This is a genomic window from Methanolinea mesophila (assembly GCF_017873855.1).
Classification (GTDB): domain Archaea; phylum Halobacteriota; class Methanomicrobia; order Methanomicrobiales; family Methanospirillaceae; genus Methanolinea_B; species Methanolinea_B mesophila.
Genome location: NZ_JAGGKR010000001.1, coordinates 2,158,153 through 2,180,289 on the forward strand (window position 1 = coordinate 2,158,153; position 22,137 = coordinate 2,180,289).

Consider the following 22,137-nt stretch of genomic DNA (forward strand, 5'->3'; position numbering starts at 1 on the left):
CGGCAGCGAAGGTCCCGTTACCCGATCGGAACGCACCGCCCTCTTCCGGTGGAGCGTCCTTCATATCCAAAGGATCATATAATGGAAGATAGTGCTGTTCACAGCAAGAGGAATGTGGCAAGATGGGAACACCTCCGGATTCCGGTAAACAGACGGGGATAAGGATTCTCCAGGGAATCCTGCCGATCGAGAGGTCGCAGATACCCGTGGAGATCCTCGCCGGGATCACCTTTGCCGCACTGGCTATCCCCGAGGTGATGGGGTACACCAGGATCGCGGGGATGCCGGTGGTGACCGGGCTCTACACCATCCTCTTCCCCATGCTGCTGTTTGCCTTTCTGGGATCCTCGCGCCACCTCGCAGTGGGGGCGGATTCGGCCACGGCGGCGATCATCGCGAGCGGCCTGGTGATCCTGGCGGTGCCGGGTTCACCGGAATACGTCGCGTATGCGTCCATGATCGCCATCATGGCCGCGATCTTCCTCTTCCTCGCCGGGATCATGAAACTCGGGTTCATCGCAGACTTCCTCTCCCGGAGCGTCATGATCGGGTTTCTTACGGGAGTCGGGATCCAGATCGCAATCGGCCAGCTCTCCGGGATGACCGGTCTTCCGGTGAGTTACGTGGGAGCCGGGCAGCAGCTGATCTCGTTCTTTTCCAACCTCTCCGCGCTGCAGCTCCCCACGCTTGTGCTGTCACTTGCGGTGATTGCAGTCACCCTTGCGGGGAGGAGGATAAGCCGCAGGGTCCCGGGAGCGCTGTTGGCCGTGACGGGGACAATCATCGTGAGCTGGGCGTTCGATCTTTCTGCACGCGGGATCGAGGTGATCGGCCCTGTCCCCGGAGGCTTTCCGGCAATATCGTTCCCCACGGTCCCCCTCGCCGCGTTTCCCGATCTTCTCGGGCTGTCTGCGGCATGTTTTATCGTCATCCTGGCCCAGAGCGCCGCGACTTCCCGGGCGTACGCTCTCAAATGTTCGGACCGGTTCGACGAAAACACCGATCTCATCGGCCTGTCCTTTTCCAATATCTCCGCGGGACTCACCGGGACGTTCGTGGTGAACGGAAGCCCGACAAAGACGGAGATGGTAGTGAGCGCCCTGGGCAGGACGCAGCTGACCCAGGTCGTCGCGGCGATCGTCGTGCTTGCCGTACTCCTGGTACTCACCGAGCCCCTTTCCTACCTCCCGGTCGCGGCATTATCCGCGATCGTTTTCCTGATCGGCCTGCGCCTCATCGATATCCGGGGTATGATCTCGCTCCGCAGCCGGAGGCCGGTGGAGTTCGGTGTCGCGCTGATCACGGCGGGAGCGGTGATCTTTCTCGGGGTGGGAATAGGGATTGCCGTTGCGGTGGCACTCTCCATCATTGCACATCTCCGGCACAGCTACCGGCCGATGGACATGCTGCTGGTGCCCGCACCCGGCGGGGGGATGAAACCGACACCCCTGGCCCAGGGGCAGCAGGCCGTTGAGGGGCTCGCGGTCTACCGGTTCGGGGCCGACCTGTACTTTGCGAACGAAACGAAGTTCACCGAGGAGATCGTGAACCTTGCACGGAACGCCGAGCCTCCCCTGAAATGGATCTGCCTCTCCGCCGTGAACATAAGCGACGTTGATTACACTGCGTCCGAGACGCTCAAAGCGGTCCATGCGGAACTGCAGAAGTATGGGGTGACTCTGGTGGCGAGCGATCTCTCCGAACTGGTGAGGACCGAGTTCGACCGGGACGGAATAACCTCGATGATAGGGACCGATCACATCTTCGAGACCGTCCACGAGGCCCTCGCGGCATACAGGATGCAGTACCGGGAAAAATCCGGAGGGTAGCAGGAACACCTGGAAGAGCATCGTGAGGATACCCCGGGGTCTTCCCCGGGAGGGACATGAGGTCGCGGATATTCCGTGAGTGCCGCGAAGAAGCTGCCTTCGGGTGAAAAATTAACCCGGTCTCCGGCAAATGACCGGGCGAACCGGGTGCGCTTCCCTGGCAACCCCTATACATGAAGCATGTGACAGGAAAGCATTGCGATAGAGAGGAAGAGAAGAGCCATGGGGATGGCATGAATAAGCGCAGCGGCACCGATCGCCCGACGGCTCCGGGATACCAGCCCGGCACAGCGATCCCCCGCCATTCTCTTCATTATTTCCGTATAGTCCATTTATCCTCCTGGAATGCGCTATAAAAAACCGCATCCGCCATTCAGGTAGGAATTGATCTTAAAATATTCGGGCAATGAGCCGGGTGCCAGGGGTGAACTCCCGGGGTATCCTTCCTGACGACGGGCAGTATGGGTTAAACCTGGAATTTCATTCCCCCATCCGCAGGAAACGAACAAAAATGCTGAGGTACCCGAACGCATCCTGGTTTCCGGGAAGCCTGGCGGTCCCGGAGCGGGATTTTTTTCTGAGTTCCCCGGACCCGCGGGAAGAGAAAGGGGGTTATGCCCCGGGCCCTCTGAATTCCCTGAGGGTTTCGGCCATCTCCGTGAGTTTTTTATCCACCAGGAAGTTCACCGTGTCCTTATCAAACGTTCCGTCGGCACGCCGTTCACCCGCTTTCACCCCGGTGAGCACCTCGATCCCCTCGTCGATGGTGCTCACCGGGTAGATTGAGAACTTCCCCTGTTTCGCTGCCTGGATGATCTCATCCTTTAACATCAGGTGCTCTACGTTGCTTGCCGGGATCATGACCCCCTGTTCTCCGGTCAGGCCCTTTGCCTTGCAGATATCGAAAAACCCTTCGATCTTCTGGTTGACACCTCCTATCGCCTGCACGATCCCTTTCTGGTTCACGGACCCGGTGACCGCGAGCGATTGCCGTATGGGAATGCCCGAGAGGGCGGAGAGGATGGCGTAGAGCTCCGTGCTGGACGCGGAATCACCGTCGACTCCTTCATAGCTCTGCTCGAACACGAGCCTCGCCGAGAGGGAGAGCGGTTTGTTCCTCGCATACTTGTCTGAGAGATACCCCGAGAGGATCATCACTCCCTTGGTGTGTGTTGGGCCGCCGAGCGCCGCCTGACGTTCGATATCGATGATCCCGTCCCTGCCCACGCTGACACTCGCGGTGACCCGCGACGGCCGCCCGAACTCGATATCTCCAAGACCGATCACCGAAAGCCCGTTGATCTGGCCCGGGGTCGAGTTTTTGGTATCGATGAGGTAGATATCCCTGGTAATGAACTCCTGGATCTTCTCCTGTATCAGGTTCGAGCGGTGGATCTTCTCTTCGATGGCCTTCTGGACGTGTTCGCCGGTGGTATATTTCGCCTTGTCCTGGGTGGCGTAGAAACTCGCCTCCCTTACGATATCGGCGATGCGGGCGAACCGGGTGGTGAGTTTCTCCTGGTCCTCTGCAAGCCTCGACCCGTACTCGACTACCCTGGCGATCCCGGTGGCGTCGAGGTGCTTCAGGTTCTCATTCCGGCACATGGTGCAGATGAACGCAGCGTATTTTTTGGCGTTTCCGGCGTTCCAGTCCATGCTCGTATCGAACTCGGCCTTGACCTTGAAGAGTTCCGAGAAATCGGGGTCCTGGGTAAACAGGACCTGGTTTGCGAGGGGTGTGCCGATCAACACCACCTTGATGTCGAGCGGGATCGGTTCCGGCTTGATTCCCTTGGCGAAGATATATCCCATCCGTTCGCCCGGCTCCTCGATGGCGAGTTTCCCGGTCTTTAATGCGTTCTTCAGTCCGTCGTACGTGTACGGAGTGCGGAACAGGTCTTCCACAGGGATGACCATGTATCCCCCGTTCGCCTTGTGCATGGACCCCGGACGTATCATGGTAAAGTCGGTGGTTACGACCCCGTACTGGACCTCCTTCTCGACCTTGCCGAAAAGGTTGGGATAGGACGCGTTCTGCTCGAAGATCACCGGTGCGCCTTCGCTCTCGGAGTTATCCACGATCACGTTCACCTCGTATTTGCGGAAGATCATCTGCCGATAAAACGGGTTCATGAGCGGAGACTGCTGCTGTTCCTGGGGAGTCTGCCCGGGCTGGGTGAGGAACAGTGGGAGGTTGTCCAGGATGTCGGTGGAAACCGCGGTGAGGTACTCGTTGATCTCATCGATACCGCCGTACGGGTCCTTCAGCTTCTTCAGGGCCGGGCTCATCGCGTCGAGGGAAACGTCTTTTGTCAGTTTCTCGACCGTTTCGTTCTCTTTCTGGTCGAGCTCCCGCATCAGGCGGAAAGCCTTCCGCATCTCCACGGCGAGCTCCTCACGCTGTTCCTGAAAGCGCTGCTGCTCCTCTTCCGGGAGGGCCATGAACTCCTCCTGGGAGAGGGGTTTCCCGTCTTTTGTGGGGATGGTCAGGATGCCGTTCGGGCTTCCCTGGATGGTGAACCCCTTCTCGTTGGCCTTGCTGTTGATCTCCTCGAACAATTTCGCTTTATCCTGCTCGATCTCCCGGAGTGCGGCCTGGCGCCGGTTGGCGTAGTCCTCGCTCTCAAAGACCTTCGGGATCACCCGCTGGACCTCGGCGACGAAATCGGCCATGCTTGCCCGGAACTTCTTCCCTATCCCAGCCGGAAGCCTGATTGCATTCGGCTCGTACTGGTCGCGGAAATTGTTCACATAAATCCAGTCGTTCCCCTTCGGCTTGGATTTGGCGAGCTCTTGTAAAAATTTGCACACAGCGGTCTTTCTTCCGGTTCCCGGAACCCCGGAGATGTAGAGGTTGAATCCTTTCTCCTCGATATTGAGCCCGAAGGTGAGCGCCCTCAATGCCCGCTCCTGCCCGATTATCTCCTCGACAGGGGTGAGATCCTCGGTGCTCTTGCAGGAAACGTCCTTTACATCGTAGGTTTTTCTATAGCGGCCTACTGGCAGTGGTTCGATCATAGGGTCTCCTCATAAATAACGCAATGGACGCTAATTATCGCCGGGACATAAAAGGGTTTTGGGTCGGATTCGACTCCCTGAAGGGTTTTCTCTTCCGTCGGGCGGTACCGTACGCCGACACCGGCGTACCCGTTGTCCCGGCCTCCGCAACCATTATCATGGTCATGGACCCCTCACCGGGTTGAGGATGATGCAGAAAATACGCATTATCGCCAGAGTCTTTGCCGCCCGCCCTACGGTTGAAGGGGCTGGAGTACACCTGAAACGGGCGCTCGGGTATGCCCAGGCCCCCCGCCTGGACCCGTTTCTTCTGCTAGACGACTTCCACTCGAACCGGCCTTCGGAGTACCTCCCCGGGTTTCCCTGGCACCCGCACCGGGGGATCGAGACCGTCACCTATGTACTGCATGGAAAGGTGGAACACGGCGACAGCATGGGGAACCGGGGGGTTATCGGCGAAGGCGACGTGCAGTGGATGACCGCCGGGAGCGGGATCATCCACCAGGAGATGCCGCGGGGAGACGAAAAGAATCTCCTGTGGGGTTTCCAGCTCTGGGCCAACCTCCCCGCATCCCATAAGATGATGGACCCCCGCTACAGGGGAATAACCCGGGAAGAGATCCCCGAGGTGATCACGGGGGAAGGGGCCCGGGTAAAAGTGATTGCCGGCGAGGAAGGGGGGATACAAGGTCCGGTGCAGGGAATCGTCACCGACCCTTCTTATCTTGATATCACAGTTCTGCCGGGGAAGACCTACAGGAGGTCCGTTCCCGCGGGCCATACCGTGGCGGCGTATGTGATCCAGGGATCAGGGTCGTTCGACCCCCGGGACGACCCATTCGGCTACGTGGTGGAAGGGGATACCTATTTCACTGATCTGCGGAAAGGACCGGGGATAGAGAAGGAGCACCTGGTCCTCTACGGCGACGGGGACGAAGTCATGGTGGAGGCGGGCCCGGAGGGAGTACGTTTCCTGTTGTTCTCGGGGAAACCTGTCGGGGAACCCGTGGCCTGGTACGGGCCGATCGTGATGAACACCCAAGAGGAGCTGAAGGTGGCCTTCGATGAGCTGGACAAAGGCACATTCATAAAAAAACCGGGAAACCGTCCCGGGGAACGTTGAGAGTGAGAATCACCGGCGCTAGGGTGGAGATCACCAGGTGGAACGAGAATTTCCGATCGTCGAATTAGGGGCCAGTTTACATGACATTTCAGCTGTATCCTGTTGGAGCACTGCAAGGGACGTGAGCAGTCCCTGGAGCGGCAGATGCTGCAGGTTTGTATTTTTCAGAATATCACCGGCGAGGCCTTTTAAAAGAGGTCCGTCAGAGATCCGCATAACCGAAGGAGATCGGAGATTTCAACAGAACTAAAAAATAGAGTTCATTAGCCCCTGCGAATCAGGAGGCACTCACATCGATTTTCAGATGGTAGGTCTGGTCGCCGGGCAACACTCCCTCCCAGGGCCGGATGTATGCCGCCGAGAACTCCTGTGTCCCGGGTGTCAAGGCCCGGAGAATCCACCAGTGCGTTCCCCCGACACCCACCATGCCCGAGGCATGCGCATCCTCCTCATACGTTTCGTTCACCAGTTCCAGGCCCGGAGATATCGTTGCGTTCCAGGAATACCCGGTGGTCGGGTTCTCCGCAAGGGAGACCGCGAACATGGAGCCCTGGATCTCCTTCACCGTAGTACCGTTGTCCGCCTCCGTGTAGGTCACCAGTTTCTTCCCCGGAGGAGTCTGGACCTCGCCGGCGATAATGGTGAGGGTCTGGTCTGACGGCGTCACCCCTTCCCAGGGCCGCATGTACACTGCAGAGAACTGCCCGGTCCCCGGTTCCGGCATTTCGACTACCCAGTAACGGGTCCCCCCCGCACCGGCGAGACCCGCGGTCTCCGGATTCCGGGTATATCCTTCCGCGGTATTGAGCAGTCCGGCGTTGAAGGTGGCGTTCCAGGAATAACCTGTAGTCGGATTTTCCCCAAGCGCAATCGCGATCCGCTCCCCGGGAGAGACGGTTATGGTCCGCCCGTTGTCACTTTCGTTATAGAGGGGAAGCCCTGTCCAGGGGACCTGGACGGGGGTTTCCGCGGGCACAGGGGTGGTGGTTGTCGGGGAAGGCGTCGGAGGCCCGCCGGGTGACATGGTGCAGCCGGCAACCACCAGGGCCAGGGCGAGCATCCCTGCAAGCAGGAGGGCCCAGGGCGTCTTTTTTCTTACCGTTGCAGTATACATGATCTACACTACACACACAGACGAGAAAAAAATGCCTTTGAGTGGAAATTTTTTCGCAGTGTTCGCAGTGACCGATATGACCGGATGCCTTGGCTTAGGAATCGTGGAACACACCCGTAATTTCATGGAGTGTGCCCTGAGGTGTCGCGGGATATTGCGATGGGCGACGGTCCCCCGGGTAAATGACCGTCTTTTTCTCATGTCCTGGCGATAACAGGGAATTATAATTCACGGATCATGGGACTTCCACCACTATCCCGTAACAGGCACACGGTACATGGTGAAGTGTGATCTTTCCGGCGACCCATCCCTGGAGTCCGGGCAGAAATCGTTGATCAAATTCCATTGCCGGTGGATTTGGAAAAAAGTGGAAAAGAGTCCCTGGGCTTATCCGATCAGCCCTCTTTCACAAAGATGCTCAACCGGTAGGTCTCCGCCGGCGGGCCGCTCTCGAACGACCTGGCGTAGTAGGCGTTGAAGGTCTGGCCGCCCATGGATATGGCCTGCACGATCCATGTGTGGGTGCCTCCGACCCCGGTCATCCCGGGAGCTGAGGTGTCCGGTGTGTAACTTTCATTGACCAGTTTCAGCCCGGAGGTCAGGGTCACGTTCCACTGATATCCCGTGGTGGGATTCTCGGGCAGTTCCACCGCGAAGAGGGATTCGTCAATAAGTTCCTTTGTAGTGTTGTTATCGGCCTCCGTATAGGTGGCGACCACCTGGTCCTGGGGCGGGAGGACCTGCTCGACCAGCACGTTCAACGTGAAGGTCTCGGCGGGGGGCACGGTCTCGAACGGTCGTGCGTACATCGCCGTGAAAGACTGGGGCCCCATCTCGTTGACGCCTTTTATGACCCAGTAGTGGATGCCTCCTGCACCTGCCATGCCCGGAGCCGGGTTCTGCACGAAATCTTCCGTGACCAGCTGGAGACCCTGGGTGAGCGTTGCATTCCAGATGTAGCCGGTGCTCGGGTTCTCGTTTAAGGCAACGACGAAAGTTTTTCCCGGCTTGACCGCGACGGTGGCGCCGTTGGAGCTTTCATTATACAAGGGGAGCCCCTCCCAGGGGGCCTGGGTCGGGGATACGGTGATTGTTGCCGTCGGTGTGGATGTCGCGGTGGAAGTCGGGGGGCCGCCGGGGGTCTGGGTGCAGCCGGCAGCCGCGAGCATGAAGACAAGGACGCCTGCGATCGCAAGGCTTCCGCAGAGCTTCAGATACGTGCGTCTATCAGGTTTCATGGATCAAGATAGAAATACCGATTGATAAAGCTGACCGTCAGTATCCCGGGTGACCGGTAGAGAGATTCCCTCGTTTTACGGCGGGTGCCCTGAGGGAATCCCGGGTTGAAAACCGACCTGTCACCCTGGATATCCGTGACTCCGGTGAAGTTTATTCAGGGAACTTTACGGCAGACTCTTCGGAACGGTTCCCGTGTCGCCTCCGGATTTCCCGTGTCCCGGGGTCGCAGAGATATTTTTGCGGATATTGCAGGAGGTGGAGTGCGTTGATCTTCATCCCCACCAGCTCGCCGAACCCGAAGAGCACCTCCTTCACCCCCGAGGGGGTCTCGACCCGGAGGAGAATTCCATTTTTCACCCGCTCGGCCCCTGCGATTCCGTCCATGGGTGGAATTTGGAAAGGCAGCTCAAAATGATTTGGGCGCCTTCCCCGGGTCGCCGGAAATAATCCCCATCAGGGGTCGTCTCTGTGAGTTCCCTCCCGGAACACCATGAGAGCCAGTGCTCCTCCCAGCGCTCCCGCAATCGCTGCAAGGGACAGCGGGGCAGGAGTGGGGGAGGTTGCCGCGGCCGAAGTGGGAGGCGAGGTCTCCGGAGAGGCGGAAACAGTCGGAGTCGGCTGCAGGGAGACCGGGACGAGCGCGACATTCACCGAAGTGGTCTCCCCCGCGACGACGGTCACCGTACTGGTGGAGTTCGCGTAGCCTGTAAAGCTTAGTACCACGAGGTGCTGACCTTCGGGGACCCCGGTCAGTTCGACCGGGGAAGTCCCCTGGAGAACGCCGTCCACCACGACCCCGGCACCGGCGGGGACAGACTCCACGACCAGGGTTCCGGTGGGCGGGACTTCGATCGTCGGGAGGGTCAGGGTGATGCTTATGCTGGAATAGACCGCCCTGGAAAGGTCATTTCTCCCCACGGGGGTGGTAGAGACGTAGACGGTATATGAACCCGCATCAAGGGTTCCTCCCGTGCTCCCGGTATACCAGGTATACTGCCACTGGCCGTTCGAGACAGGAGCCTGGGTGAATGTTGAGGGAACACCGGTGACGACCTCGGCGGTGATATCGTCGAGACGGACGCCGTTCGAGGGCAGGTTCGGGCCGGTGAGGAAGAGATAGACCGTATCGGCCACGGGAGCGGCCCCGGAGAGCGGAACCGGGTCCCCAAGCGGCACCGTGATCCCGAAAACCCCTGGAACGAGAGCGATGAGAACCAGGATCGCGGAGAGTGCGAGAAATGCATGTGTGCGGATCATGATGGATCCATGCGGCCCGGAATAAATAATAGTACCTGTGTGCTCCGGGATTGACCCGATACTTCGTGCGGACAGGGCAGATTTTCCGGAGGAGGTACCTTCGGGAACGAAATTATATAAATTTTTTTATACGAGCGGACATTTGTTCGGACCTCCATGACCTCGCCACCGGAATTACGGAAAAATGTCTCGTATGAGAGCGTTTTGACCGATAATTTCATGTGCATAGAACATATCAACCGGATCATCAGGTGAATAAAAAATCGTGAAATCTCCTGCCATCGTCCTCACCACGGATGAGACCATGATGAGCAGGTACCGGGGGGGAATATTCGTCGGTTTTGCCACCTGTATCCCGCAGGGAGTTATACCGGACTGGATTTTTTTCCATGCGGTGGCCCCCCCGGTGCCGCGAAAGAACGGGAGGGCGATATTTGCCGACCAGGGGACCAGGATGATCGAGGCGGCACTGCTCGAATCCGGATTTGGAGAAGACGAGGTGGCAGTGGTGCATCCGCGGGATCTCCCGAAGATGGTGGGCGAAAATACCGGTATTGTGTCGGTAAGCGGCCACGACCTCCTGGGAATCAACCCCCCCACGTCGACGTTTGCCGACCTGCTCCGCACAGGACCGCCCTATAACCGGGTCATGTTCCTGGAACTCATGAGGAACCCGGTGTTGAGGAACGTGACCACCGTGGTCGGAGGGAAATCCGCGTGGCAGGTCGCCGAAGAGGGAGTGATGGATCGGCTGGGGATTGACCATGTCCACCTCGGCGAAGGAGAGGTCTCGGTACCGAAAGCGTTCTCCGCAATTCTGGCCGGGGAGGAGGTCCCGAGGGTCATCCATGGAGAGGAAGTCCCCCTGGAGAAGATCCCCGTCCTGAAAGGGGCGACAATCCACGGGCTGGCCGAGATCTCGCGGGGATGCAACCGCGGCTGCAAGTTCTGCACTCCGGGAATGCAGAAGATCCGTCATAAGCCGATCGACCAGATCGCCGCGGATGTCAGGCTCAACGCGGCGGGAGGTAACTCGTGCGCCATCCTTCATGCCGAGGATGTGCTGGCCTACGGTTCGAAAAAGATCGAACCGGAGCCTGAAAAGGTGGCCGCCCTCTTCACCCGTGTCGCAGGAATAGAGGGCGTGAAGGGAATCGGGCTCTCACACCTGGCACTGGCCACGGCCTATCATAATCCGGCCCTGATCGAGACCATCGCGGATATTATCTACACGCTCCCGAACCAGAACTTCATCGGGGTGCAGACGGGCATCGAGACGGGGAGCCCGAGGATCATGGAGATGTACATGAAGAGTAAATGTGCTCCGTCCTCTCCGGGAGACTGGCCCGATATCGTAAAGAGCAGCCTCGGACTTCTGAATGATCACGACATTATCCCGGCGTGCACCCTTATAGCTGGGCTCCCGGGAGAGGAAGAGGAAGACGTGATCCTGACCATCGAGATGATGGAGGATATCCGCGACACCAGGTCCCTGGTGGTGCCGCTCAACTTCGTATCCATGGACCCCGCGGCCCTTTCGGATAAGGACTCGTTCACCGCAGAAAAAATGACGCCCTCGCACTGGGAACTCCTCGGCGTATGCATAGACCATGACATGCGCATGGTCAGGAGGATGAACCGGTACATCGTTGAAGGAAATATGGTGCTGACCGCGATAGCCCGCCTCGCGATGAGGTACATGGTCAGGGGTGCCGAGAAATACTCCCGCGAGATGAAGCAGGGTCAGCCGCCGGCGGGGTGGGATATCACGGCCAGGAATTACCTGGTCCCCGAGTTCTGATGCACGGACCACGGAGCGTGAAAACCAGGCATATTCCGGGGATCCGGGGATATGGCTCATATTTTTCATGGTGCCGCATCCCTGCATACGTCCTTTTAGGAAAAAATTATTCAGGGTTACAATGAGGGTATATTCGGGATACCCCGGATATCCGGATCGGCAGCAGGAATGCCGGGAATAGCGCGAAGGGTCTATAGTGAAGCTGCACCGCTTACAGACCCGCCTGTTCGCACGCACTCTTTTTTGCATCCGACCAGAGTTGCCTGTTCGGCGTCCCGGAGCGTGACGGACCGGTCTTCCTGCCGGTGCCCTTGAAGAACGTGTAACAGAACGTCCCGTCCGGTTCCATGGTCCTGTAGAGGTCGGATATTCCTTTTTCCCAGGTTTTTTCATCGATAAGCCCGAGGGCACGTGCCTCTGTCTCCACTCCCTCCACCATGGCGGTGAACGTGTTTTTGGTAAATCCTTCCACCAGGGCGGGCCTGCTTTCGTCGACGTAGACCATCCGGGGCGAGACCCTGACCGACCGGGCCCCCGCCTCGTTCATCAGGTGCCAGAGTTCCCTGCCTATGAGTGCGTTCCCTCCCGCTCTCCGCTGGACCTCCACAAGGCACTGGATTGCTTTCGTTGCCTCGTCGCTCCGGGGATAGAAGAAGGCCGATCCGTGGTCTCCCTCGATGACGGTGATCGTCCCCCCCGGCCTAAGCACGCGTAAAAGTCCCTCCAGGGCCCGTACAGGGTCGGGAAGATGTTCCAGGAGAAAGCAGACGAATACATGGTCGAACGCCCCGGGTGCGAACGGGAGATGGTATACATCGCCGGTCCGGAACGAGATGTTGGTGTATCCTTCACGGGCGGCCCGGTCCCTGGCTCTCCCGACGGAGTCCGGGGATATATCGATCGAGGTGATAAGGGCTTCCGGGCTGTTCCTGGCGAGGATGACCGACTGGGCACCGACCCCGCATCCTGCCTCGAGGACCGTGCTCCCCGGGGGATACCGGGTATCGTGATGCAGCAGGTCTTCGAGGGTTGCGGCCTGGTCGCCGAGCCGCATGGACTCGCGGTCGGAGCGGCCGTGCACGTACGGCATGTCTGCAGGAGGTCTGTAGTCGGTCAATCCGGATTCTCCGCGGGAGAGTATCGAACTCTTCGCACAAAAAACACATGGATCGACCGTGTTGAGGACGGGACCGGGAAGCATCGGGTTTCCGGGAACCTGATCCCGCACTTTCCCGGGGATTGCCCCCCGCGTCATAAGGAAGGATTCGCGGACCCTGTCCACGGGGCCACGGTCACGGCGGAGCCCGGCCCGTCCCTGAGTCCAGGAGAAGCGGATCGGATAGTTCAGGGATTGATAACCACGATCTCGGGAGTGGCGAACAGGCGGAGCTCCACCTCAAGGTTCGAGGTTCCCACCCCCCTTGTGATATAGGTCCTGGTGCTGTCGTCGGTGACCAGTCCGGAGAGCCTTACCAGGCCGTCAGAGGCGAGCCCGTCCACTCCCGGGGGAATGAACTGGCCACCGTGGGTGTGACCGGCAAGGATGAGATCCGCGTCCCAGTCGGCCCGGCACTCAGGCTCGTGGATCATATAGATCACGAAACCGTCGCCTTCGGGGTGTGAGGGGGGGTCCGCCATCCCCGCCCATCCGTCGTCGACTCCCACGATGCAGAGCGTTTTCCCGTCGATTTCCATCTCGGTATATTCGTTCCGGAGCACGTGGACGTCGTTTTCTTCAAGCACCGCGGTGAGGGTGTCCGCATACGCGTATCCCTCGGGATCCTCGTCCTTCATGCAGCCGAGGTCGTAGTGGTCAGGGTCAAGGTCGGCGCCACGGAGTGCGAGTGTCTTTTGGATTGCGCCGGTTCCCGAATCACCTGATTTATAGTCGTGATTGCCCAGCACCGCGTAGACCGGGGCATCGACCTCTTTCCATACTTCCTGGAGCGCGAGGTCCTCTCCCTCGCCGTACACGAAGTCGCCCCCGATAAGCACCACCGACGGGTGGAGCTCATTGATGGCGGCGATGACCTCGCGGATATGGTCCATATTGGCATCGCGAAGGTGCGGGTCGGCGATGAACACGATCCCGTGCGGGGCATCGGGAATGGTAAGCACGGTGATCTCGGTCGACGAACCCTGTTCGTACATGACCCCCACCGAGACCGGGATCAACGCCATGATGAAGATCGCGGCGAAATACCGGTTGAATGTCATCCGGGGGAGATGTGGTTTCTTCAAGAAGATCGAACAGTATCCTCCCTGGTGCTTAAAATTACCTCGTATTCCGGCAGCTGCGGGGTACCGCGTAATTGTGCCATGTATCCGGGAGTGACCCGGGGTTTCAGAGAAAGAATGAGAGTTTTTAGAGATCCGAAGTGCATTCGCCCGGGTGTCGGGATGACCAGGAGTTACCCGACGGGTTCTGTCACGGTGACCCTCTCATGCCCCATTCCGGCCACCGAGACCGTGCAGAGGATCGGGCCTTTGCATCGGTGACGCCTTCCGGGGTGATATTCAGCAGTTCCTCTCCATTCATGGAAGACCCCTCCGGCCATTCATCCCCTCGTTTTTCACCCTTATGCGAAGCTATGTCAAAATGCCGGGAGGAACGGGATCACGTAATACTCCCCATGAACAGCGAAAGGGCGATTCCTGTTATCAGCGCGACAAGGGCGTCCGTTGCGAAATAGTTCAGGGATAAGAGCTGGTCGATGGGAATCCCTCCCCAAAAATACCCGAGGATGAGGGAGAGCATCCCGCCGATCAGCACCGCGGCCCCAAGGTGGCGGAGCCCCCGGTAATAGTCGCGGTAGGTCAGGCGGACGAAGATCAGGCTCGCCAGCATGAACCCGCCGAAGAAGATCAGCCCGGTCTCGATATTGGGAGCGTGGGTGGTCTTGCTCGAGAAGACTCCGAACTCGGCGATAATGATATAGGCGACCACCGCCCCGATCCTCTTGTCGTTTTTCAGGGCTCTGAGCGAGAGCTCGTCCTTTACCCTCGTCCCAAAACTCTCCTTCATACCGGTTTTCTCCCGGGGTGGGCCCGGCGGCACGGGGGGCGGAGGAACCGGCGGTTCTTTCCCGGCTACGGGTTCCTCCGCACCGGCTGTACCTGGCGCTGGCGGCTGTCCTGCCCCTTCATCAGCCGTGGTCTCTTCCGGGAGTTCCCCTCCCCGCCGGAAGACCCGTATCGAGTGCAGCGCGACATAGAGGGCGATTGCAAACGCCGAAATTCCTATCACGAACCCTACGATCCCGAAGACCAGGGTGTCCGAGGTCCATCCCTCAAGCCTGATCTTTTCGAGCAGGACAATCAGGAACTGGGTAAAGGCAAGCCCTACCACGATGAGGAGGAAGATCTTTTTCAAGACCTTCACCAGCACGGTGGTCAGTTTCTGGATCACCCAGATAGCGATGTAAATCAGGATGAAAAAGATGAGGATCGCGAGGATGTCCCCCTGGAGGACCAGTTCCGGAAGGGAGAGAAAATACTGTATGATATTTTCCAGCGGGCCGGGAGCCTGGAAGATAGTCGCGGGTTCCACCATAAGGACGCCTGTTGGTAGAATTATGCTCAAAGGCCAAAGTCGTTTGCGTAGTGTCCGGGGGGGCCTTGCCACCCCCCGAAATGATCTGCCGGGACTCCGTCGCACCGTTACCGCTGAGTGCTGACCGGGACGAACAGCTCTTACGTCAGGTCTTACGCCATGGGACGGGTCGCTCACCTCACCCCCGCATCAGGTCCGGGCAGCAGGTCGACCCGATGCGTCTGCTGGCCGTATCGGTGGTGAAATGTGAGGAGAAGCAACGGCAGTGGGCCGATACGGGGGCGGGATTCATCATCTCCCGTGCAGACCTCCTGTACCAGAACCATGACGTCCCGCCGACGCCTCTTCATCGCGGCCCTGATCGCCGGGGGCATGTTCCGGCTGGGAATTCCCGGCATCGCCGACCTGGTCTCGTACGCATGGGCCCGTGCCGAGCCGGTATCCCGGAGCCTCCTCCCCGGCCAGGAGGGACTGATCGCCCTGGCAGGCATCGGGATCCTCGCATTCGTTGGGTATCTCAACTACGATATCTTCTTCAAAGGGGCAAAAAAAGGGAAGAGGGGGTTTTTACTGGTAATCTATGGGTTTCTTGCCGGTTTTTTCCTGGCTTCCGCAGGCATTGCCCTGGCAGGTCTGGGCTGACCTTCTCAGGCCTGCCTGCGTGGAGCCGTGATTCCGACCGACCGGGCGGACCCAGACCCCGGCGGACACATTCGTTTCCGGGGACCGCTTTTCCCGGGGAATGACGCCGTTCTGCCCTCACGGATCTTCAATTCAGGATTCAATGGGAAGTCTTCCATCCGGAACCATCCGGAAGATTCCGATACACGGCCTTATTCCCCGGCTGCGGGCGAATTTGCCTTTTGCTTCCCTGCCATTCCGGACCAGATCCTCGCATAAAGGATCCCCAGTACCGGAAAGCCTATCAGATCGGTGAACAGGCTCCCGATAAAGAACCCCGGGGGGTAGGTCATCGAGGTGTAGATGACGTAGAGGCTCGGGACCATCACGAGAAGGATCATGATCAAACCGAAGTGCAGCCCCTGCCGGATATCGGGCCCCTCGAGCGAGGTACGCACCATGCCGAACACTATCGCGGAGGTGAACGAGAGGACAAAGGGATAAAGGAAGAAAAACGCCAGGACCGGATCGGTTTCGCCTCTCATTCCGCCGATAGTCATGATATCGTACGGTGCGGTCATGGTCCCCGCGTTGCTCCCAAGATACGTCATGATGAAGAGCCATATTCCGCCGAGGATCCCGGCGGCAAGAACAGCTTTAACAGGTATATCGCTCATTTCCCTGATGTTCGACGGGCATGGCCAAAAAGGTGCGGGGAGTGATGAAAAATGAGTCTTCCCGGAACACGGCTCGTACCGGTGTCCTTTCCCTTACCCCTGAACCCCGGGGAGGTATCGGGAACCGGAACCGGAACCGCGATCGCGTGACTCCCGTGGCTTCCGGAACGGTAATGGGTACACGGGTAAAAATGAGTGACAGACGCGACTACTGGTGATACTCCGATGGCGACACTCTGGGAATTTACGGTACTGCTGATCCTGATACTGATTAACGGGTATCTCTCCATGGCGGAGTTCGCCCTGGTGGCGGCAAGCCCATTCCGGCTGGAAAGCATGGTCCTGGAGGAACGTAAGGCCACAAAGGCTGCCCGGACGGCGAAGTCGGCGAAAGCGGCGCTTGCCCTCAAGCAGGACCCGAACCGGTTCCTCTCTGCCATCCAGGTCGGGGTCACCCTGGTGGGAATATTCACCGGGGCGTATGCGGCGGCTTCATTTTCGCCGCTGCTGGTCCCGTTCTTCTCTTTGTTCCCCCTGACCGGGCCGTACGCAGAGACAATCTCGTTCGTGCTGGTCCTGGTGCTGGTCACCTACATCGCCCTGGTCATCGGGGAGGTCGCCCCGAAAAGGATAGGGATCCATAACCCCGAAAAGATCGCCGCGATGGTGGCCCGGCCGATCACCGCCCTGACTGTCGTCACTGCTCCGGTGGTTGCGCTCCTCTCAGTCTCGACGGATGGAGTACTCTGGCTGCTCAGGATACGGGAACGCCCCGGCCCCCGGGTGACCGAGGAGGAGATCCGGATTCTCGTCAGGGAAGGGACGGAGGAGGGGGTCCTGGAACGTGAAGAACAGGAGATGGTCGAAGGGGTGTTCAACCTCGGGGACCGGAAGGTCTACTCGGTGATGACCGCCCGCCCGGACATCGCGGCCATAGACCTTGCCGATCCCCTCGAGCAGAACCTCCGTGTTATGGAGACGAAGCGCCACTCCCGGTACCCCGTGTACCGGGAAAACCTCGACAATATTCTCGGGATCGTCTGGATTGGGGACGTGCGTGCCGCCGAGATCCGGGGAAAGGTGCCGGACTTCCGGGGTATCCTCAGGGAGCCGCAGTTCATCCCCGAAAATGCGCCGGTGCTCCGGGCCCTGGAGACGTTCAAGCACACGGGCGCGGCGTTTGCAGTGGTAGTGGACGAATACGGGGGCGTCGCCGGGATACTGACCCCCCACGACCTGATGGAGGCCATCGTGGGGGAATTCACCACCCAGGGGTCGCCGGATGAACGGATGGTGGTACAGCGGGAGGACGGGTCGTACCTGGTCGACGGGCTCTATCCAATCGACGGGGTGCAGGAACTGCTGGAGGCCGGTCCGCTTCCGGACCAGGAAAATTTCCATACCCTGGCCGGATTTGTGATGCTCAGACTGGGAAGGATCCCGGTCACGGGGGATCATTTCGACTGGGAGAAGTGGCGGTTCGAGGTGGTGGACATGGACGGTAGGAGGGTGGACAAGGTCCTTCTTTCACCGCTCGAGCCGGTTGAAACTCTAACCGCACCCGAAGAACGCAGCGAATAGACCGTTAGGAACGGGAAAGTACGGTCCCGGGGCCCTGCATTAGTACGAGGTTGAGGGTACCGCCGGCGTTCCTGCATGAACCCGGTGATTTTTCCCGTACAGGGCACACGTCGTATCGGAGAGGGCCGGCAGAACCCTGTGGTCGCGAACAAGGCGGGGGGTGCGGTCCCTCACAACACTTATCTCGCCGTCTCGTGCATCTTACTATCGGATTACGGCCTTTCCATGTCCAGACGGCGCCATAAACTTTCGAAGAAGGCAGGACTCCCTCCCGGAACCCTGGAAGTGACCGGTGAACCGAAGGGAGGACCGGTGAGAATCACGCTCTTCGACTACGATTCCGTCCATTTCGAAGAGCGGCAGGTGCAGAAGATCGAGGATTGCCTTCCCTACCGGGACACGGCCACGGTCACCTGGATCAACATCGACGGGGTGGCGAACGTCGAGGTCCTGGAAAAGATTGGGACGTATTTCTCCATTCATCCCCTGATCCTCGAAGATATCCAGAATACCGAGCAACGCCCGAAAATGGAAGACCTGGACACCTATCTCTATATCAACCTGAAGATGATCCAGGCCCCGCTCCCGGGAAAAGAGATCAGGCTCGAGCACGTGAGCCTCATAATCGGCCCGAACTACCTTCTTTCGTTCCAGGAAGACCCGGGAGACGTGTTCGACCCGGTCAGGGAGCGGATTAGGAAGGACGGGAGGATACGGAGGTTCGGTCCCGATTACCTCGCCTATGCCCTCATCGACAATATCGTGGACAACTACTTCCTGGTAATGGAGCGGATGGAGGAGCGGGTGGAAGACCTGGAAGAGGAACTCGTGGAGAACGCGACCCCGCAATCCATGGAGAAGATCAACGGGTTGAAAAAAGACATGATCTACTTAAGAAAGGCGGTCTGGCCGCTTCGTGAACTGGTCACCGGACTGGAACGTTCAGATTCTCCGCTCATCAAAGAAGAGACCCTGATCTATCTCCGCGACGTGTACGACCATATCATCCAGATTATCGACACCCTTGAGACCTACCGTGACATGGTGTCGGGAATGATCGATATCTACCTCTCGGGCCTCTCCTACAAGATGAACGAGATCATGAAGGTGCTCACCCTGATAGCGACCATATTCATCCCGCTTACCTTCATCGTCGGGGTCTACGGCATGAATTTTCGCAACATGCCTGAAATCAATTACCGGTACGGCTACTACGTGATATGGGGGGTCATGATCGGGATGGTGGCGATCATGCTCGGATATTTCCGGAAAAAGAAATGGATCTGAGCACCCCCTCTCCCGTATCGGGAATCCCCCGGAGGACGATTCCTAAACTATTTATTCCGGTCGCGCACCAATCCACTTCCCATACATGGACCTTTTCGTCCCGTTCCTGATACTGGCGATTGCACCCGGGTTGTTCTGGTTATGGTATTTCTATCACCGGGACAAGTACGAGCCTGAACCGCTCTCCTGGATCGCGATCGTGTATCTGCTCGGGATGACCATCACCATCCCGGTGGCCTTCCTGGAGGGGACTATCGGGCTTCTCCTGGGGGATTTCCTCATCGCCATCGCGATAGCCCCGGTGCTGGAAGAATATGCCAAGTACATAGTGGTACGGAGCACGGTCTACCAGTCGGTGGAGTTCAACGAGCCCATGGACGGGATCGTGTATTCGACTGCGGTGGGGCTCGGGTTCGCCACCCTGGAGAATATTATCTACGTGTTCACCTCGCTGGAGACATCGGCGGTATTTGCCCTCCAGACCGGGGTCATCAGGGCGATCCTCTCGGTCCCGGGCCATGCCCTCTTCTCTTCGATGTGGGGGTACGCGCTCGGCCAGGCGAAGTTCATGGCCCCCTCCGCCAGACCGGCGGTGATTGCCGGGGGGCTGATCGCGGCCATGATCTCACATTCGATCTTCAACCTCCTCCTCTTCTCGGATATCGGGGTGGCGGTGCTGGTCCTGGTATTCTTCCCGTTCATATGGTGGATCGCCCTCAGGCATATCAGGAGGGCCCTCGCACAGTCTCCATTCAACCACCCCCGTTAATGCATGACACGAGGGATCCCCCCGGCATAACTATCACAGGGGTCTGGGAATATTTCCCGAAAAACTACTCGTAGCCTGCCGTATTCAGGGAAAAAACCCTGTTCTCTTTTAGGAAGTCCGCGAGGGGATACATATAAATGGGATGAGGGTCCCTACGGATCCGGTAGTGGCGCGGAGAGTGGGGAATATTCTTGGTAGAAAAACGTACCTCGGGGTTTTTTTCCTAAAAAAAGGTTAATTCCGGCTTCTTTCTTCATTTTGATCGAAGAAATTATAATGTAGAAATATCATTGAGCAGTCCATGAATCGTTCTGAGAACATTCAATGGATGAGGGGTGGGATCATGGCCGTCCTTGCCCTCGCACTTTTAGCATGCATCGCTATGCCGGTGAGTGCATTGATTGACCCGGCGACTATTCCTAAATGGGAAAACACTATCACCGGCCCCCCGCCGGTATACGTCCCGGTCAGTCCGAACTATTACGAAGTGAACATGACCGTATTCTCACAGCAGGTCCTCCCTCCGTCGATGAGCCTGACCACCACGGTATGGGGCTATGGCGGGCTTGCCAAGGATGCGGTGACCGGGGCCCCGCTGGGGTTCGTGCGTAATTCACCCGGACCGAGCTTCGAAGCGGCCAAGGGGACGCCTATCAACGTTCGCTGGATCAACGAGATCAACACTCCTCACATGTTTGCGGTCGACCCGACCCTCCACTGGGCGAACCCCAATTCGATACCCATGATGCTCTCGCCCCCGTTCCCGCCATTCCCGCCGGGATTCGTCCCGGGGGCTCCCAACAACACCAACAATTACGATGCCCAGTCTCCCGTACCAGTTGTTGTACATCTGCACGGATCTGAAGTGACCGCCGCCTCCGATGGGGATCCCGACCAGTGGTTCACCGCGAGCGGGGTTCACGGATCGACGTACTATACCAATACCACCTTCCCCCAGACCGCGAATTCAGCGGTGTACGATTACCCGAACACTCAGCCTCCGGCTACATTATGGTACCACGATCACGCGCTCGGGATCACCAGGCTGAATGTCATGTCGGGGCTCGCAGGGTTCTATCTGCTCCGTGACCCTGTAGACCCCCTGGCCTCTTCCCTCCCGCAGGGAAAATATGAAGTGCCCCTGGTCTTCCAGGACAGGACGTTCAACGACGACGGTTCGTTCTACTTCTACACGGTAGGAAACGTACCGGACGTCCATCCCTACTGGAACCCCGAGTTCTTCGGCGATACCATCATGGTGAACGGGCTGGTCTGGCCTAAGATGAACGTGGACAAGGCCGCGTACCGGTTCCGGCTCCTCGACGGCTCGAATGCAAGGTTCTACACCCTCACCCTCTCGAACGGGATGAGCTTCACCCAGATCGGGACCGATGGAGGGTACCTGAAGGGGCCTGCGGTTATGAACCAGTTGACCATTGCCCCCGGCGAGCGTGCGGATATCATCATTGATTTCTCCCGCCTGCCCACCGGCACCGAGGTTATCCTGATGAACAGTGCAGCGACTCCGTTCCCGTCAGGTGATCCGGTTGATGCCAATACCGCCCAGCTGATCAAGTTCGTGGTCGGCCCAACGACCGGACCCCGGCCTGCCAGGCTCCCCACGTCCCTGAACCCGACACTTACGGGTAATTTCCCGAACCTCCCGGCTCCGACAAACACCCGGATTCTGACCCTCCAGGAGGTCGTGGACCCCGGCGACAACCCGATTGAGATCCTCCTCGACGGGCAGAAGTGGGCGGCGCCCATCTCCGAGAACCCCCAGGTCGGGACTACCGAAGAATGGGTCATCGTGAACCCCACCATGGATACGCACCCCATCCATCTCCACCTGGTCCAGTTCCAGCTCGTAAGCCGGCAGAACTTTAATGTCGATGCATATGAAGCGCAATGGCTCGCGGTGAACGGTCAACCGCCGCTGTCCAATGCGACCATACCGGTCGACCCGACACCGTACCTTACCGGTACCGCTACACCGCCGCGAGTGAGCGAGATCGGGTGGAAGGATACGATCCAGATGAACCCGGGACAGGTAACAAAGATCCGGGTGAGGTGGGCCCAGCAGACCGGGACCCCGTATCCGTTCGATGTGACCACAGGAGAGTACGTCTGGCACTGCCACATCCTGGACCACGAGGACAACGAGATGATGCGGCCGTACATCGTTACGCCGTAATCACCAAATCTCCTATTTTTTCTGAAATCTGTGCAGGCCGTAGCGTGAGATGCTGGCCTAACCCTGCCGCACAC

General features: G+C 58.7%; 18 protein-coding genes. 8 read left to right on the top strand and 10 right to left on the bottom strand.

What is annotated here, in order from left to right; translation table 11 throughout:
- Nucleotides 1-122: 122 nt before the first annotated feature.
- Entirely contained in the window at nt 123-1,829 is a 1,707-nt protein-coding gene (locus J2741_RS10290; RefSeq protein WP_209675168.1) for a SulP family inorganic anion transporter, read from the top strand.
- Nucleotides 1,830-1,996: 167 nt separating this feature from the next.
- On the opposite strand, the gene J2741_RS10295 is transcribed toward J2741_RS10290, so the two are convergent.
- On the bottom strand, nt 1,997-2,161 hold the full coding sequence (locus J2741_RS10295) for a hypothetical protein (RefSeq protein WP_209675169.1): 165 nt from the start codon (nt 2,159-2,161) through the stop codon (nt 1,997-1,999).
- Nucleotides 2,162-2,441: 280 nt separating this feature from the next.
- On the bottom strand, nt 2,442-4,847 hold the full coding sequence (locus J2741_RS10300; RefSeq protein WP_209675170.1) for a Lon protease family protein: 2,406 nt from the start codon (nt 4,845-4,847) through the stop codon (nt 2,442-2,444).
- A gap of 187 nt (nt 4,848-5,034) precedes the next feature.
- Here J2741_RS10300 and J2741_RS10305 point away from each other — a divergent pair, with 187 nt between their 5' ends.
- Entirely contained in the window at nt 5,035-5,970 is a 936-nt protein-coding gene (locus J2741_RS10305) for a pirin family protein (protein ID WP_209675171.1), read from the top strand.
- Between the two features lie 277 nt (nt 5,971-6,247).
- Here the strand turns inward: J2741_RS10305 and J2741_RS10310 are convergent, their stop codons facing one another.
- From J2741_RS10310 to J2741_RS10325, 4 genes are all read right to left on the bottom strand, one after another.
- Nucleotides 6,248-7,084, bottom strand: a complete 837-nt coding sequence (locus J2741_RS10310) for a protease inhibitor I42 family protein (RefSeq protein ID WP_209675172.1) — start codon at nt 7,082-7,084, stop codon at nt 6,248-6,250.
- Between the two features lie 395 nt (nt 7,085-7,479).
- Nucleotides 7,480-8,322 (bottom strand): protease inhibitor I42 family protein, encoded by an 843-nt coding sequence (locus J2741_RS10315; protein ID WP_209675173.1) that lies wholly within the window; start codon nt 8,320-8,322, stop codon nt 7,480-7,482.
- 151 nt (nt 8,323-8,473) lie between these two features.
- Nucleotides 8,474-8,707, bottom strand: coding sequence for a hypothetical protein (locus J2741_RS10320; RefSeq protein ID WP_209675174.1), 234 nt, complete (start codon nt 8,705-8,707; stop codon nt 8,474-8,476).
- 69 nt (nt 8,708-8,776) lie between these two features.
- Nucleotides 8,777-9,580 (bottom strand): PEGA domain-containing protein, encoded by an 804-nt coding sequence (locus J2741_RS10325; protein ID WP_209675175.1) that lies wholly within the window; start codon nt 9,578-9,580, stop codon nt 8,777-8,779.
- Between the two features lie 265 nt (nt 9,581-9,845).
- Here J2741_RS10325 and J2741_RS12960 point away from each other — a divergent pair, with 265 nt between their 5' ends.
- Complete coding sequence (locus J2741_RS12960) at nt 9,846-11,381, top strand: B12-binding domain-containing radical SAM protein (protein WP_209675176.1); 1,536 nt, start codon at nt 9,846-9,848, stop codon at nt 11,379-11,381.
- A 211-nt stretch (nt 11,382-11,592) separates the two neighbouring features.
- On the opposite strand, the gene J2741_RS10335 is transcribed toward J2741_RS12960, so the two are convergent.
- From J2741_RS10335 to J2741_RS10345, 3 genes are all read right to left on the bottom strand, one after another.
- A complete protein-coding gene (locus tag J2741_RS10335) occupies nt 11,593-12,498 on the bottom strand; it encodes a methyltransferase domain-containing protein (protein ID WP_342452258.1) in 906 nt (301 codons plus the stop codon).
- Nucleotides 12,499-12,725: 227 nt separating this feature from the next.
- Nucleotides 12,726-13,622 (bottom strand): metallophosphoesterase, encoded by an 897-nt coding sequence (locus J2741_RS10340; protein WP_245249484.1) that lies wholly within the window; start codon nt 13,620-13,622, stop codon nt 12,726-12,728.
- 376 nt (nt 13,623-13,998) lie between these two features.
- Entirely contained in the window at nt 13,999-14,934 is a 936-nt protein-coding gene (locus J2741_RS10345) for a hypothetical protein (RefSeq protein ID WP_209675177.1), read from the bottom strand.
- A 324-nt stretch (nt 14,935-15,258) separates the two neighbouring features.
- On the opposite strand from J2741_RS10345, the gene J2741_RS10350 reads away from it, so the two are divergent.
- Nucleotides 15,259-15,576, top strand: coding sequence for a hypothetical protein (locus tag J2741_RS10350; RefSeq protein ID WP_209675178.1), 318 nt, complete (start codon nt 15,259-15,261; stop codon nt 15,574-15,576).
- 191 nt (nt 15,577-15,767) lie between these two features.
- On the opposite strand, the gene J2741_RS10355 is transcribed toward J2741_RS10350, so the two are convergent.
- Complete coding sequence (locus tag J2741_RS10355; RefSeq protein WP_209675179.1) at nt 15,768-16,232, bottom strand: hypothetical protein; 465 nt, start codon at nt 16,230-16,232, stop codon at nt 15,768-15,770.
- A 225-nt stretch (nt 16,233-16,457) separates the two neighbouring features.
- On the opposite strand from J2741_RS10355, the gene J2741_RS10360 reads away from it, so the two are divergent.
- From J2741_RS10360 to J2741_RS10375, 4 genes are all read left to right on the top strand, one after another.
- Nucleotides 16,458-17,813, top strand: coding sequence for a hemolysin family protein (locus J2741_RS10360; RefSeq protein WP_209675180.1), 1,356 nt, complete (start codon nt 16,458-16,460; stop codon nt 17,811-17,813).
- Nucleotides 17,814-17,888: 75 nt separating this feature from the next.
- Nucleotides 17,889-19,100, top strand: coding sequence for a magnesium/cobalt transporter CorA (gene corA / locus J2741_RS10365; RefSeq protein ID WP_245249486.1), 1,212 nt, complete (start codon nt 17,889-17,891; stop codon nt 19,098-19,100).
- Nucleotides 19,101-19,185: 85 nt separating this feature from the next.
- Nucleotides 19,186-19,869 carry a PrsW family intramembrane metalloprotease gene (locus J2741_RS10370; protein ID WP_209675181.1) on the top strand — a complete coding sequence of 228 codons (684 nt, stop codon included), beginning with the start codon at nt 19,186-19,188 and terminating at the stop codon, nt 19,867-19,869.
- Between the two features lie 301 nt (nt 19,870-20,170).
- Nucleotides 20,171-22,063 (top strand): multicopper oxidase family protein, encoded by a 1,893-nt coding sequence (locus J2741_RS10375; protein WP_209675182.1) that lies wholly within the window; start codon nt 20,171-20,173, stop codon nt 22,061-22,063.
- The last annotated feature ends 74 nt before the right edge of the window (nt 22,064-22,137 follow it).

What these genes read in the sequence shown, in the direction of transcription:
- J2741_RS10345 (WP_209675177.1), bottom strand. Translation starts at nt 14,934, where the DNA reads ATGGTGGAACCCGCGACTATCTTCCAGGCTCCCGGCCCGCTGGAAAAT.
- J2741_RS10290 (WP_209675168.1), top strand. Translation starts at nt 123, where the DNA reads ATGGGAACACCTCCGGATTCCGGTAAACAGACGGGGATAAGGATTCTC.
- J2741_RS10305 (WP_209675171.1), top strand. Translation starts at nt 5,035, where the DNA reads ATGATGCAGAAAATACGCATTATCGCCAGAGTCTTTGCCGCCCGCCCT.
- corA (WP_245249486.1), top strand. Translation starts at nt 17,889, where the DNA reads ATGAACCCGGTGATTTTTCCCGTACAGGGCACACGTCGTATCGGAGAG.
- J2741_RS10325 (WP_209675175.1), bottom strand. Translation starts at nt 9,580, where the DNA reads ATGATCCGCACACATGCATTTCTCGCACTCTCCGCGATCCTGGTTCTC.
- J2741_RS10355 (WP_209675179.1), bottom strand. Translation starts at nt 16,232, where the DNA reads ATGAGCGATATACCTGTTAAAGCTGTTCTTGCCGCCGGGATCCTCGGC.
- J2741_RS10360 (WP_209675180.1), top strand. Translation starts at nt 16,458, where the DNA reads ATGGCGACACTCTGGGAATTTACGGTACTGCTGATCCTGATACTGATT.
- J2741_RS10300 (WP_209675170.1), bottom strand. Translation starts at nt 4,847, where the DNA reads ATGATCGAACCACTGCCAGTAGGCCGCTATAGAAAAACCTACGATGTA.
- J2741_RS10320 (WP_209675174.1), bottom strand. Translation starts at nt 8,707, where the DNA reads ATGGACGGAATCGCAGGGGCCGAGCGGGTGAAAAATGGAATTCTCCTC.
- J2741_RS10350 (WP_209675178.1), top strand. Translation starts at nt 15,259, where the DNA reads ATGACGTCCCGCCGACGCCTCTTCATCGCGGCCCTGATCGCCGGGGGC.
- J2741_RS10315 (WP_209675173.1), bottom strand. Translation starts at nt 8,322, where the DNA reads ATGAAACCTGATAGACGCACGTATCTGAAGCTCTGCGGAAGCCTTGCG.
- J2741_RS10310 (WP_209675172.1), bottom strand. Translation starts at nt 7,084, where the DNA reads ATGTATACTGCAACGGTAAGAAAAAAGACGCCCTGGGCCCTCCTGCTT.
- J2741_RS10370 (WP_209675181.1), top strand. Translation starts at nt 19,186, where the DNA reads ATGGACCTTTTCGTCCCGTTCCTGATACTGGCGATTGCACCCGGGTTG.
- J2741_RS10295 (WP_209675169.1), bottom strand. Translation starts at nt 2,161, where the DNA reads ATGGACTATACGGAAATAATGAAGAGAATGGCGGGGGATCGCTGTGCC.
- J2741_RS10375 (WP_209675182.1), top strand. Translation starts at nt 20,171, where the DNA reads ATGAATCGTTCTGAGAACATTCAATGGATGAGGGGTGGGATCATGGCC.